The sequence below is a fragment of the Microcella indica genome (genome assembly GCF_013414345.1).
In the GTDB taxonomy this organism is placed as follows: Bacteria; Actinomycetota; Actinomycetes; order Actinomycetales; family Microbacteriaceae; genus Microcella; species Microcella indica.
In genome coordinates, this window is the sequence record NZ_CP058670.1 from 1,684,962 (window position 1) to 1,699,078 (window position 14,117).

Below are 14,117 nucleotides of genomic sequence, written 5' to 3' on the forward strand. Positions count from 1 at the left end.
GTCGGCCGGCTCAGTGCCCGGCGTCGTGCCCGCTCGTGGACGACCCGGTCTTGTTGCTGTGCCGGTTCGCGACGTCGCGGTAGGCGAAGGTGACGAGACCGAGCATGAGGAACACGAGTGCAGCGATGCCGCCCAGAACGGGCGCCGGCGCGATGAGCGGCGCGAGCTCGTGCTCGAGCTCTTCTGCGGCGGTGATCACACTGGCCAGTGTCGACAACATGACGGCTCCTGAATCGTTGAGGTTCGAGGCACCAATCTACCGTGTCCTAGCCGCGAACCTGCCCGGCGCCGCGCACGATCCACTTCGTGCTCGTCAGCTCGGGCAGGCCCATCGGCCCGCGCGCGTGCAGCTTCTGCGTCGAGATGCCCACCTCCGCGCCGAAGCCGAACTCGCCGCCGTCGCTGAACCGCGTCGACGCGTTCACCATGACGACCGCCGAATCGACTTCGGCGAGGAACCGTTCGGCGTTCGCCATGTCGGCCGTGACGATCGACTCCGTGTGCTGCGTCGAGAAGCGACGGATGTGCTCGAGCGCGCCATCCAGGTCGTCGACGACCGCGATCGACAGCTCGAGCGCCATGTGCTCGGTCGCGAAATCCTCCTCCGTGGCCGGCTCGAGGCTCGCCTCGATCGCGCGAGCGCGGTCATCGCCGCGGAGAACGACGCCGGATGCTCGCAACGACTCGATGATCGGCGGCAGCAGGCGCTCCGCGGCATCGCGGTGGACGATCACCGTCTCGACCGCGTTGCACACGCTCGGCCGCTGCACTTTCGCGTTGTGGACGATGTCCACCGCGGTCTGCGCGTCGGCGCTCGCGTCGAGGAAGACGTGCACGACCCCCGCGCCCGTCTCGATGACCGGCACCGTCGACTCGCGCACGACCGTCTGAATCAGGTCGGCGCTGCCGCGCGGGATGAGCACGTCGACGAAGCCGCGCGCGCGCATGAGCTGCTGAGCGCCCGCGCGACCGAACTCGTCGATCGTCTGCACGGCCTCCGCCGGCAGGCCGACGCTCTCCAGCGCGCCCTGCAGCAGGGCGACGAGTTCGCGGTTCGTGTGCTCGGCGGCGCTGCCGCCGCGCAGCACGACCGCGTTGCCGCTCTTGAGCGCGAGCGCGGCGATGTCGACCGTCACGTTCGGGCGCGCCTCGTAGATGGCCCCGACCACGCCGAACGGCACGCGCACCTGGCTCAACTGCAGGCCGTTCGGCAGGCGGGAGCCGCGCACGACGACGCCGACCGGGTCGGGCAGTGCGCGCACGTCGCGCACCGCCGCAGCGAGACCCGCCAGCCTGTCGGCGTCGAGCCGCAGGCGGTCCATGAGGCCCGTCGAGATGCCCTGCCCGCGGCCGCGCTCAAGGTCGCGCTCGTTGGCCGGCAGCACGCGGGCGGCGGCGCCGTCGAGAGCGTCGGCGATCGCTGTGAGCGCTGCATCCTTGCGCTCGGTCGTGAGCGTCGACAGGGCCCGGGATGCGGCGACGGAGGCGGCGAGCAGCGCCTCGAGAGCCGGGTCGACGGTGCGAGTGTCGGGCGCGAGGTCGGTCAACGTCATGCGGGCAATTCTACGGCGCGGCGCCGCACGCTCAGTCGGCGGACGTCGCCTCGAACCACGTGCCCACGTCGTCGCCGCGCAGGGCAGCATCCACCGCGGAGGTCGACGTCACGATCGCGGGCACGCCCTGCGCCGCAGCGAAGCGCGCCGCCCCGATCTTCGTGCCCGCTCCCCCCGTGCCGACGCCGGCGGCCCCGATGTCGCCGAGCTCCACGTGCGCGAGGTCGTCGCCCGCCGGCACGTGCGCGATGCGCTGCGCCCCCGGCTCGTGCGGCGGCTTCGTGTAGATCGCGTCGACGTCGCTCAGCAGCACGAGAAGGTCGGCGTGCACGAGCTCGCACACGAGCGCCGCCAGCCGGTCGTTGTCACCGAAGCGGATCTCCTGCGTCGCCACCGTGTCGTTCTCGTTGACGATCGGCAGAATCCGCAGGCTCAGCAGGCGCTCCATGGCGCGCTGGGCGTTGCTGCGCGGCGTCGCGTGCTCGAGGTCGCCCGCGGTGAGCAGCACCTGCCCGGCGACGATGCCGTAGCGGTCGAGGCTCTCCTGGTATCGAAAGATGAGCAGGTTCTGACCGACGGCCGCCGCGGCCTGCTGCGTGGCCAGATCGGTGGGCCGAGCATCCAGATTCAAATACGGGATGCCCGTCGCAATCGCCCCCGACGACACGAGCACGACCTCCACCCCGCGGGAGTGCGCCGCCGCGAGCGCGTCGACGAGCGGGCCGATCTGCGCCGTGTTCGCACCGCTGATCGAGGACGAGCCGACCTTGACCACGACCCGGCGGGCCTCCGTCACGATGCGGCGCGCGGCAGGGCTCATCGCTCGTCGTCCTCCTGGCCGTCACGCTGCTCGTCGTCCTGGTGCCACAGGCCCGCCTCGCGCTCGCGCTCCAGCTCGGCGCGGGCCTCCGCCTTCGCGTCCATGCGCTCGAAGTAGTTCGCGCGGCGCTCCTCGCGCGTCAGACGCGCGTTGCCGTCCAGTCGCGGGTCGCTGCCGCGCGGCGCCGTCATGAGCTCGGCGGCGCTCGTGAGCGTCGGCTCCCAGTCAAACACGACGCCGTTCTCGCCGCCGATGACGACCGTCGCCCCCGCGATCGCGCCGGCCTGGAAGAGCTTGTCCTCCACGCCGAGCTTCGCCAGCCGGTCGGCGAGGTAGCCGACCGCCTCGTCGTTGCGGAAGTCGGTCTGGTGCACCCAGCGCTCCGGCTTCGCACCGCGCACGCGGTAGACCGGGTCCTCAGCACTGCCCTCGACGGTCACCGTCACCTCGACCTCGTCGACCGCGCGCGGGCGCAGCACGATGCGCTCGCGCACCGTCGTGTCGGCAGCGCGGGTGGCGCGGTCAGACTCGACGAGCTCGGCGAGCGCGAACGTCAGCGGGCGCAGGCCCTCCCGGCTCACCGCGCTGATCTCGAAGACGCGGTAGCCGCGCTCCTCCAGCTCGGGGCGCACGAAGTCGGCCAGCTCGCGGGCCTCCGGCACGTCGATCTTGTTGAGGGCGACGAGCTGGGGGCGCTCGAGCAGCGGCGTCTGCCCCTCCGGCACCGGGTAGGCGGCGAGCTCGGCGAGGATCACGTCGAGGTCGCTCAGCGGGTCGCGGCCCGGCTCGAGCGTCGCGCAGTCCAGCACGTGCAGCAGGGCGCTGCACCGCTCGACGTGGCGCAGGAACTCGAGCCCCAGGCCCTTGCCCTCGCTCGCTCCCTCGATGAGACCGGGCACGTCGGCGACCGTGAAGCGGGTCTCCCCCGACTCGACGACGCCGAGGTTCGGGTGCAGGGTCGTGAACGGGTAGTCGGCGATCTTCGGCTTCGCCGCCGAGATCGACGCGATGAGGCTCGACTTGCCCGCGCTGGGATACCCGACGAGCGCCACATCGGCGACCGTCTTGAGCTCGAGCAGCACGTCGCCCGTCCACCCGGGGGTGCCGAGCAGGGCGAAGCCGGGGGCCTTGCGCTTCGTCGTCGCGAGCGCCGCATTGCCGAGGCCGCCCTGGCCGCCGGGGCCGACGACGATGCGCATGCCCTCCGCCGTCAGGTCGACCAGCTCGGTGCCGTCGGCGTCGCGCACGACCGTGCCGACGGGCACCGGCAGAACGAGGTCCTCACCCGAGAAGCCCGAGCGGTTATCGCCCATGCCGGGGCCGCCGTTGTCGCTCGAGCGGTGCGGGCGCCGGTGGTACGGCAGCAGCGTGGTCTCCTGGCTCGACGCGACCAGGACGATGTCGCCGCCGTCGCCGCCGTTGCCGCCGTCGGGGCCGGCGAGCGGCTTGAATTTCTCGCGGCGCACCGACACGCAGCCGTGTCCGCCGTGACCGGCGGTGAGGTGGAGGGTGACGCGGTCGACGAACGTCGCCATGAGCGCGAACCTCCTGAGGTTGGGTGCTCGATCCCCGTCTCAGGTGATCGGGGGTGCCGAGCGGAGTGGTGCTGCGGGGCCGGTACGGCCCCTAACGGAAGAATGGGCGGGCCGAAGCCCGCCCATCCTCACCGAAGCTGTGTTCTGCGTGTCGAACCTGAATCAGATCAGGCGCTCGCCACGATGTTGACGACCTTGCGGCGGCCCTTGGCGCCGAACTCGACAGCGCCTGCCTCGAGGGCGAACAGGGTGTCGTCACCGCCACGACCGACGCCGGCGCCGGGGTGGAAGTGCGTGCCGCGCTGGCGGACGATGATCTCGCCGGCCTTCACGACCTGGCCGCCGAAACGCTTCACACCCAGGTACTGGGGGTTCGAGTCGCGGCCGTTACGGGTGGACGATGCGCCCTTTTTGTGTGCCATGTCTTCTCGCGACCCTTCTTACTTGATGCCGGTGATCTTGACGCGGGTCAGGTCAGCGCGGAAACCCTGGCGCTTCTTGTACCCGGTCTTGTTCTTGAACTTCTGGATGACGATCTTCGGGCCGCGCAGGTCGCTGATGACCTCGGCCGTGACCGTGATCTTCGCGAGCTTCTTCGCGTCGGTCGTGACCGTGTCACCGTCGACGTGCAGGACGGGGGTCAGCTGGATCGTGCCGTCCTCGCCCGCCTTGACGCGGTCGAGCACGACGACCGTGCCCACCTCAACCTTTTCCTGCCGCCCACCGGCGCGCACAACTGCGTAGACCACTGTTTACCCTTAATTCTCGTCGAAGAGATGAAGCTGAAGAATGCGGTGACCCACGCGGGCTCAGCCCAGCGCACACCAACGGTCAAGAATAGCCGACGCGAGGATGGGCGGTCAAACTGGCGGGCGTGCGCGGGGGTGGGCGGGCGTGGGCGCTGCGGGCGGCCCGGGTGCGGTCGCGCGGATGCAGCGGTGTGGTCACTGCGTGGTCGCTGCGTGCCCGCCTGCGCGTGCTCGCGTGGACTGACCTTGCTCGCCCCGCAGCCGCGCTCGTGCCTGAACGTACTGACCTTCCACGCTCCGCGGCCGCGCTCGTGCCTGAACGGACACTCCTGCCCCGACCCGCCTGCGCACGCGTGGCCAGGGGTCCGCACGCGCCCGCCTGAATCCACGCTCCTCCCCACCTGCGCTCGCGCCATGGCTCTCCCCTCTTCCCGCATCCGCGCTGCGCGTGTCGGTTGTCGAATGTATGTTCGCATCACGAACCGGCACCCGCCACTGCGAAGGGAGGCGACCATGACCACCATGACAATGCTCGCGCCGCCCAAGCGCAAGCCCGCGGACGTGGCCGCGCCGGCCGTCCTGGCCGCGCACGCGGACGTGGCCGCGCACGCCGACGTTGCAGGTGCCGGCGCAGGTGCCGGTGCCGGCGCAGGTGCCGGTGCCGGCGCAGGTGCCGGTGCCGGTACCTGCGCCGGTGCATCCCAGGCTCCTCGCCCGTCCCCGGCATCGGGTGCGCAGGACGTCACCGGCGCGATGGACCGAACGATCGCGCACGACGTCACCGGCGCGCTCACCGCCGCCGTGGATGCTCTCTCCAGCGTTCCCCGAGACCTCGAGCCGTATCGCGCCCTCGATGACGACAAGCTCGTGCGCCTCACGCGTCTCGCGGCCGACGAGGTGCGCCTGGCGCAACTGCACGTCTCGCTTCTCGCCGGAGAGATCGCCCGACGCTCCGCACCCGAGCTCGGCCACGCAGGTCTCGCGCAGCGCACCGGGCACCGCACGCCCGAGGAGATGGTGCGCGTCACGACCGGCACCCGCGTCGCCGATGCCCGCACCGCCGTCCGCGTCGGCACGACGGTCGGCGCCGAAACGCCCACACCGCTGGGCGACGCCGTCTTGTCAGGTCGCGTCAGTGTCGCCGTCGCCGACGCCGTACGCACCGGCCTCGGCCGGCCGACCAGCACGATGAGCGAGACCGATCTCGACGCGGCCGCCGAACGTCTTCTGCCCCGACTGGACGGGCTCGACGCCGACCGCGCCGCACGCGAGGCACGCACCGTGCGCGACGCACTCGACCTCGACGGCATCGCCGACCGCGAAGAAGCACGCCGACAGCAGCGCTCCTTCCGACTCGGCCGCCGACCCGACGGCATGGGCTACGCCCACTGGATCCTCGACCCCGAATCCTTCGCCCTCGTCAGCGACGTCTACGACCGCATCACCTCACCCCGACGCCACGAGCCGCGATTCCAGAGCGACACCGAGCGAGAACATGATGCCCAGGAGGCCGCGCATCCCGCCTTCGACGACGACCGCACCCCCCAGCAGCGCGCCAGCGACACCATCGCCGAACTCCTTCGCCAGGGAGCCGCCGCCGACACCAGCCAACTCCTCGGCGACGAACCGGTCGGGGTGCGCATGATCATCGCCGCCCGCACCCTCGAGGAGCGCCGCGGCCAAGGCTGGATCGAAGGCCACCCCGACGCCATCTCCGTCGCCACCATCGAGCGCCGCGCGTGCACCGCCGGCACCATCACCCTCACCGTCGACGGACACCCCGACAACGCCGGCCAACCCCTCAACCTCGGCCGCGAACGCCGCCTGTTCACCCGCGCACAACGCCTCGCCCTCGCCGCCCGCGACGGCGGCTGCCGCTGGCCCGGCTGCCAACGCCCACCCTCCTGGTGCGAAGCCCACCACATCCACCACTGGCACCGCGACCACGGCACCACCGACATCGCCGACGGAATCCTCCTCTGCCGCCACCACCACCTCCTCGCCCACAACAACGGATGGGAAATCGAACGCGCCGGCCCCACCTACCGACTCATCCCACCACCAGGCCCACCCCACAGCCCGCCCGGCGATCTTCGAAGAGACACGCCCGCTGAGCCGATCGACATGCCCAGCCGCAGCCCCGCACTGCAGGACGCCCTCCGTGCCTCAGCACCGGCGCGCGCATAAACTCGGTCGCACTATGGCTGTGCTCATCGACGACCCCATCTGGCCCGCCCACGGGCGGCTCTGGGGGCACCTCGTGAGCGACACATCCCTCGACGAGCTGCACGCGTTCGCGCGCGACGCCGGCATACCCGAGCGCGGGTTCGACCACGACCACTACGACTACCCCGACGAACGCCGCGACGCCCTCATCGCCCAAGGTGCTGTGCCCGTCACCGGCAAAGAGCTCGTCGCCCGCCTCACCGCCTCCGGCCTGCGGGTGAGCCAGCGCCAGAAGCGCGGGCTCTGACACCATCCCCCTACCAGACCGGCGCGAAGCCCTCGAGGCTGCGCACGAGCGCACCCGTCTCGATGTCGATGATCTGCAGGGTGATCGACGTCGGGCGCGGATTGACCCGGCGACCGTCGGGGTCGGCGTCCTCGACCGACGGCGTCACCTCGATCGCCACGTACTGGTCGTTGGGCGACACCGACAGTGCGCCGATGCTGCCACGGTCGTCGATCGTGCGCGCTAGCTGCCGCGACTCCCCCGAACCGTCGTCGACGACGACAACGATCGCGAACGACCCACCGGACGCGTCGGGCACGGCCACCTTCTGCACCCAGCGCTCATCGCTCAGCAGCACCGTCTCACCGCCGAACACCACCTCTCCCTCGAACAAGGACGGGTTCAGGCGTGTCTCCTCCCCCGACTCGAGGTCGAGGAACAGCCCGCCGAACGAATCCGACCCGCTCACGCGCGTGCCATCCGTGGAGAGGTTCCACACCGTCGGCAACTGATCCACGGGCAATACCAGCTCGGGCGCGAGCAGGTCGATGCGCAGGAGCGACTGGTCGAGGGCGTGCACGAGCAGGCTCGATCCGCCGGGCAGGAATGCCGCGTCGAGCGCTCGCACCGGCTCGCCGTCGAGACCCTCCAGCAGCCTCACCTCCCGATCCCCCGCCAGATCGACGTACGCGAGCGCACTCGAGAACTGCGGCGTGCCCTCGTCGACGACCTCGGTGAGCACGAGCCCGAGCAGCGTGCCCTCCTGCGGTGCGATGATGCGATCGACTCGGGCCCCCTCGGGCAGGCGCACGGTCTCCGCATCCCCCGACTCGGTCAGCACCGACTCGAGAACGCTCGCACCGGTGCCGGGGGCGGAGGCGTCCGAGGCCGCGTCGGACGAACCGGTCCCGCCCGCCCCGGCATCGCGCGCGACGACGAGCACGCCCTCGACCGGCGCGAAAGCCTGGATGCCCGGCGCAGCGTGCACGACCTCGCCGCGACCCGTGCCGCTCACCTCGGCGCGCAGAATCTCGTCCTGCGTCTCTCCGCGGTCCAGGTACAGCACGCTCGCGCCCGCGGTCTCGAAAGCATGCGAGAACGTCGACACAGCATCGCGGCTGCGCGCCGCGACGTCGCTCACCGTGACCGTGTACTCGGTGTCGTAGCGCAGGCGCTCGTCGAATTGCACGACCAGCAGGTCGTCCTGCACCGTGACCGTCACGTCGGTCTGCGGAGAGACCGCCACCTGCGAGGCATCGACGTCGCGCAGCGGCTGATTGGCGAACATGCGCAGCTGCTGACCGGACTGCTCCGTCGCCCGCTGCGGGTCGACCTGCGCGGTCGTGAGCTTCGGGCCCTGCAGCGCACCCAGCAGGAGAAACACCGCGGCAACCGCTCCGAGCACACCGGAGACGATCCAGAACGTGCGCTGGAAGCGCTGCAGCTCGCGCTGCTCACGCAGCCGACGGCCCGCCTCGGCCGCGCGGCGCGTACCCTCGCCCTCCGGGTGCACGCCGCCGTGCCGCGTCGGTTCGCCCTGCCCGTCGGGGTGGCGCGGTTCGCCCTGCTCAGAAGAGGTAGGGCTCACGCGGCTGCTCCACAGAGTCGACGGTGTCGGGGATCACGGCCACCGGCTGCAGGCTGCTCGAGCTCGGATTGCTCGCGAACTCCCCCGAGACGCTCACCCAGCTGTCTGGCTCGAACGTCGCAGCCCAGTCGGGCAGGTGCACGGGCACCCCGAGCGGCTGGGCGTCCACCGCACAGCAGGTCACGACGAAGCGCGAGACGTAGAACACGTTCTCGGGGTCGTCCTCGTCGGCGATGACGAAACCGACGAGGTCGGTGACGGGCTTGTCGGCGAAGAACGACAGGTCGCTCGTCTGCCGCAGAATGGCGGCCCACTCCCGCACCGTGAATCGTGCGATCGACGCCTCATCGGCGGTCGCGGCCGCCGCGAGGCTCTCCTCGTCGCCCCCCGCGGTCGCGTTCATCTCCCTCTGGTCGGCCGTCGCCGTGCTGAGCGACGCCGGCGGCACGAGCACCATGCCGAGCGTGAAGAGCCCCGCGACGGCGGCCGCGGTGAGCCCGAGCGCGCGCTGCGAGCGGCGCGGTGGCGGAGCATCCTCGTCATCGTGATCGCGCCGCCCGACGACGGAGGCGACGGCGAGGACGACCGCGATGATCGACATCGTCACCGTGAAGACGTTGTACCGCGGGTGGATGTAGAGAGCCAGCTGGCCGGTGACCGCGAGCCACAGGGTGATCGCGGCCATCGTGCCGATGATCGCAACCCCGCGCCAGCGCTGCACGCTACGCCACATAGTTCACCACCAGACCGAGCCCCGCACTCATGAGCGCCACGATCGTCGTCAGCTGCACGAGCGTGCGCGTGGAGTACGTGGTGCGCATGAGGGCGAGCATCTTGATGTCGACGATGGGCCCGAAGACGAGGAACGCGACGATCGAGCCGGGCAGGAACGTGGAGGCGAACGGCAGGATGAAGAACGAGTCGACGTTGGCGCAGATGGAGATGACGAAGGCGAGCACCATCATCGCGAGCATGCTCAGCAGCGGGTCGCTGCCGAGGGAGACGAGCACCTCGCGGGGCACGAGCACCTGGATGCCGCCAGCGACGAGGGAGCCGATCACGAGGGCCGGCATGAGGATGCTCGACTCGCGCACGAACAGGTCGAGAGTCTGATCACGCCGACTATGGGTGTGGCCGTGGCCGTCGTCGAGCCGGCATTGCTCAGCGAAGCGGCCGCTCAGCAGGGAGTGCGGGTCGGGGTGCTTGCTGAACAGCCAGCCGAGCACGTTCGCGATGAGGAAGCCGCCGAGGAGGCGCGCGACGAGGATGCCGTCGTCGAAGCCGAACGCCTGGTGCGTGGTGATGATCGTCACCGGGTTGAGGATGGGGGCGGCGACGAGGAACGTCATCGACTCGGGGATCGTGAAACCGCGCCGCACGAGTCCGCGCGCGAGCGGCACGTTGCCGCACTCGCACACGGGCAGGAACATGCCGAAGAGCGAGATGACGGCCCGGCGCCCCCACGGGTTGCGGGGCAGGATGCGCAGCAGCCAGGCTTCCGGAATCCACACCTGCACGAGGATCGACAGGGCGATGCCGAGCACGATGAACGGCAGCGACTCCACGACGACGCTCGTGGAGAGCGTCAGCAGATCCTGCACCGGGTTCGGCAGGCCCCACGGGCCTGCCTCGGCGGTGAGGGAGCGCAGCGCGACCATGGTGACGAGCACGCCGACCCCGCCGACGAGCCACAGGTAGTGCGCGGGCCGACGTCGCGGCCCCGCCATGGCGTGGTCGTGGCCCGCGTGGTCACGGCCCGCGCGGTCGGACCCGCCGCCGTCGTGCGGGCCCGGCGCGCGCGCAGAGTCGAGGGAGGGTGAGCTCACGCGGTCATCCTAGGCGCGCTCGATCAGTGCATCCTCGACCACGCCGAGTCCCCGACCACTAGCCGGATGCTGCGCCGTCACCGCCGGAGCGCTCCGCCTCGCTCGTGCCCGCCGTGATGGTGCCCGTCGTGGCGCGACGCGAGCCGCGCTTGCGGGTGCCGGGTGCGGGCGGCTCGGGAAGCGACTCGAGCACCGAGCCGAGCAGCTGCCGGGCGGCGTCCGGGTCGATCGCGGGGCGCGCACGCTCGGGCTTCTTCGTGAGCGGGATGTCGAGGATCGCCGCGGCCTCCTCGACCGCCGCCGGACTCGGTTCGACGACGCCGGACTCGGTGACGCCGGACTCGGACGCAGCCGACCCATCGGCGCCGGACGAGATCGGCTTGACGACACCGGTCTTCTCGGCCGCACCCGTTGCGGGCGCGTCGTGGTGCACCGTCTTCGCCGCGATCGCCGCGAGCGCCTTGCTGACGTCGTCGGTGATCGCGTGCGTGCCGTTGCCGTTGCCCGACTTCTGCTGCGAGCTGGAGGACCCGCCGCGACCGCCGGAGGACCCGGAGCCGCCACGACCGCCACCGCTGCCCCCGCGCCGACGACTGTCGCCGCCACCGCCGCCGTCGTTGCCGCGGTGCTTGACCACGGGGTCGTGATGCAGGATGAGGCCACGGCCGGCGCACACGTCGCAGTTCTCGCTGAAGGTCTCCAGCAGGCCGAGGCCGAGTCGCTTGCGAGTCATCTGCACGAGGCCGAGGCTCGTGACTTCCGCCACCTGGTGCTTGGTGCGGTCGCGGCTCAAGCACTCCACGAGGCGCCGCAGCACGAGGTCGCGGTTCGACTCCAGCACCATGTCGATGAAGTCGACGACGATGATGCCGCCGATGTCGCGCAGCCGCAGCTGGCGCACGATCTCCTCGGCCGCCTCGAGGTTGTTCTTCGTGACGGTCTCCTCGAGGTTGCCGCCGGAGCCGACGAACTTGCCCGTGTTGACGTCGACGACCGTCATCGCCTCCGTGCGGTCGATGACGAGCGAGCCGCCGGAGGGCAGCCACACCTTGCGCTCGAGAGCCTTCTCGATCTGCTCGTTGATGCGGTGCTCGTCGAACGGGTCGACGTCGCCGTCGTGCTTCTGCACGCGGTCGAGGAGGTCGGGGGCGACGGAGCTGAGGTAGCCGGTGATCGTGGAGTGGGCATCCTCACCGTGGATGATCATGGCGCGGAAGTCCTCATTGAAGACGTCGCGCACGATCTTGACGAGGAGGTCGGGCTCGCTGTGCAGCATCGCGGGGGCTTGCGCCTTCTCGACCTGCTTGCTGATCTCGCTCCACTGCTTCGTCAGGCGCTCGACGTCGAGCGTGAGCTGCTCCTCGGTCGCACCTTCGGCCGCCGTGCGCACGATGACGCCGACGTTCTCGGGCAGGACCTCCTTGAGGATCTTCTTGAGGCGCGCGCGCTCGGTGTCGGGCAGCTTGCGGCTGATGCCGCTCATGGAGCCGTTGGGCACGTACACGAGGTAGCGGCCGGGCAGGCTCACCTGGCTCGTGAGCCGGGCGCCCTTGTGGCCGATCGGGTCTTTCGTGACCTGCACGAGCACCTTGTCGCCCGGCTTGAGGGCGAGCTCGATGCGGCGCGGCTGGTTCTTCTCGCCTGCCTCGGCAGCGGCATCCCAGTCGACCTCGCCGGAGTACAGCACCGCGTTGCGACCGCGACCGATGTCGACGAACGCGGCCTCCATGCTCGGCAGCACGTTCTGCACCTTGCCGAGGTAGACGTTGCCGATGATGCTCGACTCGCTCGAGCGGGCGACGTAGTGCTCGACGAGCACCTCGTCCTCGAGCACGCCGATCTGAATGCGGTTGTCCTTGGAGCGCACGACCATGACGCGGTCGACGCTCTCGCGGCGCGCGAGGAACTCGGCCTCGGTGACGACCGCACGGCGGCGGCCGGCGTCGCGACCGTCGCGGCGGCGCTGCTTCTTCGCCTCGAGACGCGTCGAGCCCTTGATGCGCTGCGGCTCGGTGATCGGCTCGGGCTGACGGCGCTGGCGGCTGCGCGAGGACCCTCCTTCGCGGCCGTCACGGCCGCCGTCCTCGCGGGAGTCGTCGCGCGAGTCATCGCGCTGGCCGTCGGCATCCCCGGATGCTCCGCCTCGGCCGCGACGCGAGCGCGAGCGCCGGCGGCTCGAGCCGGAAGGCTCGTCGCTCTCGGGCTCCTCGTCGCGCACGCGCCCGCCGCGCAACGGCGCGACGGCCTCGGGCGGCGGCGCGAAGAACAGCAGCGACGTCGTCGACTCGGGCTTGAGCTCGGGGAATGCGGCGCTCTTCTCGTCGGCCTGCGCCGTGGCGTCGTCGGCACTGGCGTCGTCGGCAGAGTCGGGCTCGGCCTTCTCGGCCGCGGCCTTCTCGGCCGCAGGAGCCTGAGCTTCCGCCTTCTGCGCTTCCGTCGACTGGGCGGGCGCCTCGACGACAGCCTCCTGCTCGGGCGTCGGCAGCACGTCGGGGCGGCTCGCGCTGCCCGCGTGCTCCGCCGCCTTCTTCGGGGCTCGGCCGCCGAACAGTCCGGTGCGCTTCTTGGGGGTCTTCTTCGGTGTCTCGTCACTCACCATCGCTGGTGCACTCCTCGCCCGAGGGGGCCGCGCCCCGCCCGGGTACTCTCTCCGCCGCACTCGGCCGGTCAGGGCCTGCGCGGAACTCTCTAAAATTGTGGTGAGCGGGCGCTCCCCGTTCTCGTCGGGTCGAGCGCTGGCTCCGTGCACTGTCACTGCACTCTCACGCGAAACTGGCTATTCGCTTCCGACCGCGGTATCGGTACCGCGGCACTGGTCCGGTCATGCCCGGAAAGCTCTGTTGTGGGTCACCGCGAGCGCGGCTGGCGGCGACTGTGACCGATTATCGCATGCGCGGGCCGCTGTCGGGACTTCCGACCCGGGTGCGGGCCTCGTGGCGTCGGCGATAATCGTTCGGTGAGCATCCCGCCTGCGACGACCACCGACCGCGACCGGCGCCCGATCGGGTTCGGCATCTTCCTCATCGTGACCGGCGCGGTCGCCTGGTACGCGGCCATGCAGCTCATCACGGAGCGCGTCGCGCTGCTCATCGACCCCAGCCACGTGCTCAACTGCGACGTCAACCCGCTCGTGTCGTGCGGCACCGTCATGGCGTCGCCCGAGGCCTCGCTCTTCGGGTTCCCCAACCCGCTCCTCGGGGTGGCCGGGCTCGTCGCGCCCATCGCGGTCGGTGTCGCCCTGCTCGCGGGAGCCCGCTTCGCCCGCTGGTTCTGGGCGCTGTTCCTGGGCGGCGTGACGCTCGCCTGGGTGTTCGTGATGTGGCTCTTCGGCGAAGCCGTCTACGACATCGGCGCGCTGTGCCCGTGGTGCATGCTCGTATGGCTCATGGTCATCCCGATGTTCTGGTGGTTGCTGACCTGGACCCTCTCCACGGGCGTGCTCGCACGCGAGGGCGGCGCGGTGCAGCGCGTGGCGGCGGCCGTGCGGCCCTTCACCTGGACGATCGTGTTCGTCAACCTCGCGGGTATCGCGCTCGCGATCCTCGTGCAGTTCCCGACGCTCATCCCCAGCCTGCTGGGCTGAGGAGCGGCGCT

Annotated in this window: 13 protein-coding genes; 3 read left to right on the plus strand and 10 right to left on the minus strand. The window is 70.9% G+C overall.

Annotated elements, in window-relative coordinates; genetic code table 11:
• Positions 1–10: 10 nt before the first annotated feature.
• The 6 genes from HUJ41_RS08260 to rplU all read right to left on the minus strand — a co-directional run bounded on the left by HUJ41_RS08260 (position 11) and on the right by rplU (position 4,657).
• Positions 11–199 carry a hypothetical protein gene (locus tag HUJ41_RS08260; RefSeq protein WP_224744413.1) on the minus strand — a complete coding sequence of 63 codons (189 nt, stop codon included), beginning with the start codon at positions 197–199 and terminating at the stop codon, positions 11–13.
• Positions 200–266: 67 nt separating this feature from the next.
• On the minus strand, positions 267–1,553 hold the full coding sequence (locus HUJ41_RS08265) for a glutamate-5-semialdehyde dehydrogenase (protein ID WP_179872164.1): 1,287 nt from the start codon (positions 1,551–1,553) through the stop codon (positions 267–269).
• Positions 1,554–1,584: 31 nt separating this feature from the next.
• Positions 1,585–2,373: a glutamate 5-kinase gene (proB, locus tag HUJ41_RS08270; protein WP_179872165.1), complete on the minus strand. Its 789-nt coding sequence runs from the start codon at positions 2,371–2,373 to the stop codon at positions 1,585–1,587.
• The gene (gene obgE / locus HUJ41_RS08275; RefSeq protein ID WP_179872166.1) at positions 2,370–3,908 is read right to left on the minus strand and encodes a GTPase ObgE; all 1,539 of its coding nucleotides are present in this window, start codon (positions 3,906–3,908) and stop codon (positions 2,370–2,372) included. Before obgE ends, proB begins: the two co-directional genes overlap by 4 nt.
• A 167-nt stretch (positions 3,909–4,075) precedes the next feature.
• Positions 4,076–4,330, minus strand: a complete 255-nt coding sequence (gene rpmA / locus HUJ41_RS08280; RefSeq protein WP_152582660.1) for a 50S ribosomal protein L27 — start codon at positions 4,328–4,330, stop codon at positions 4,076–4,078.
• A gap of 18 nt (positions 4,331–4,348) precedes the next feature.
• Positions 4,349–4,657, minus strand: a complete 309-nt coding sequence (rplU, locus tag HUJ41_RS08285) for a 50S ribosomal protein L21 (protein WP_179872167.1) — start codon at positions 4,655–4,657, stop codon at positions 4,349–4,351.
• Between the two features lie 513 nt (positions 4,658–5,170).
• Here rplU and HUJ41_RS08290 point away from each other — a divergent pair.
• Positions 5,171–6,844, plus strand: a complete 1,674-nt coding sequence (locus HUJ41_RS08290; protein ID WP_179872168.1) for an HNH endonuclease signature motif containing protein — start codon at positions 5,171–5,173, stop codon at positions 6,842–6,844.
• 13 nt (positions 6,845–6,857) lie between these two features.
• Complete coding sequence (locus tag HUJ41_RS08295; protein ID WP_179872169.1) at positions 6,858–7,130, plus strand: DUF4031 domain-containing protein; 273 nt, start codon at positions 6,858–6,860, stop codon at positions 7,128–7,130.
• Between the two features lie 10 nt (positions 7,131–7,140).
• Here the strand turns inward: HUJ41_RS08295 and HUJ41_RS08300 are convergent, their stop codons facing one another.
• From HUJ41_RS08300 to HUJ41_RS08315, 4 genes are read right to left on the minus strand one after another with little or no spacing between them, the layout of a single operon-like run.
• Complete coding sequence (locus HUJ41_RS08300) at positions 7,141–8,697, minus strand: WD40 repeat domain-containing protein (RefSeq protein ID WP_179872170.1); 1,557 nt, start codon at positions 8,695–8,697, stop codon at positions 7,141–7,143.
• Entirely contained in the window at positions 8,678–9,382 is a 705-nt protein-coding gene (locus tag HUJ41_RS08305; protein WP_246299193.1) for a TIGR03943 family putative permease subunit, read from the minus strand. The genes HUJ41_RS08300 and HUJ41_RS08305 overlap by 20 nt, the downstream gene beginning before the upstream one ends.
• 37 nt (positions 9,383–9,419) lie before the next feature.
• On the minus strand, positions 9,420–10,523 hold the full coding sequence (locus HUJ41_RS08310; RefSeq protein WP_246299195.1) for a permease: 1,104 nt from the start codon (positions 10,521–10,523) through the stop codon (positions 9,420–9,422).
• A 58-nt stretch (positions 10,524–10,581) separates the two neighbouring features.
• Positions 10,582–13,122, minus strand: coding sequence for an Rne/Rng family ribonuclease (locus tag HUJ41_RS08315; protein ID WP_179872172.1), 2,541 nt, complete (start codon positions 13,120–13,122; stop codon positions 10,582–10,584).
• 357 nt (positions 13,123–13,479) lie between these two features.
• On the opposite strand from HUJ41_RS08315, the gene HUJ41_RS08320 reads away from it, so the two are divergent.
• Positions 13,480–14,106 (plus strand): vitamin K epoxide reductase family protein, encoded by a 627-nt coding sequence (locus HUJ41_RS08320; protein ID WP_246299196.1) that lies wholly within the window; start codon positions 13,480–13,482, stop codon positions 14,104–14,106.
• The last annotated feature ends 11 nt before the right edge of the window (positions 14,107–14,117 follow it).

Excerpts from the sequence above, each read along its gene's own strand:
- HUJ41_RS08315 (WP_179872172.1), bottom strand. The coding sequence starts at position 13,122 with ATGGTGAGTGACGAGACACCGAAGAAGACCCCCAAGAAGCGCACCGGA.
- proB (WP_179872165.1), bottom strand. The coding sequence starts at position 2,373 with ATGAGCCCTGCCGCGCGCCGCATCGTGACGGAGGCCCGCCGGGTCGTG.
- HUJ41_RS08290 (WP_179872168.1), top strand. The coding sequence starts at position 5,171 with ATGACCACCATGACAATGCTCGCGCCGCCCAAGCGCAAGCCCGCGGAC.
- HUJ41_RS08295 (WP_179872169.1), top strand. The coding sequence starts at position 6,858 with ATGGCTGTGCTCATCGACGACCCCATCTGGCCCGCCCACGGGCGGCTC.
- HUJ41_RS08265 (WP_179872164.1), bottom strand. The coding sequence starts at position 1,553 with ATGACGTTGACCGACCTCGCGCCCGACACTCGCACCGTCGACCCGGCT.
- obgE (WP_179872166.1), bottom strand. The coding sequence starts at position 3,908 with ATGGCGACGTTCGTCGACCGCGTCACCCTCCACCTCACCGCCGGTCAC.
- HUJ41_RS08305 (WP_246299193.1), bottom strand. The coding sequence starts at position 9,382 with ATGGCCGCGATCACCCTGTGGCTCGCGGTCACCGGCCAGCTGGCTCTC.
- rpmA (WP_152582660.1), bottom strand. The coding sequence starts at position 4,330 with ATGGCACACAAAAAGGGCGCATCGTCCACCCGTAACGGCCGCGACTCG.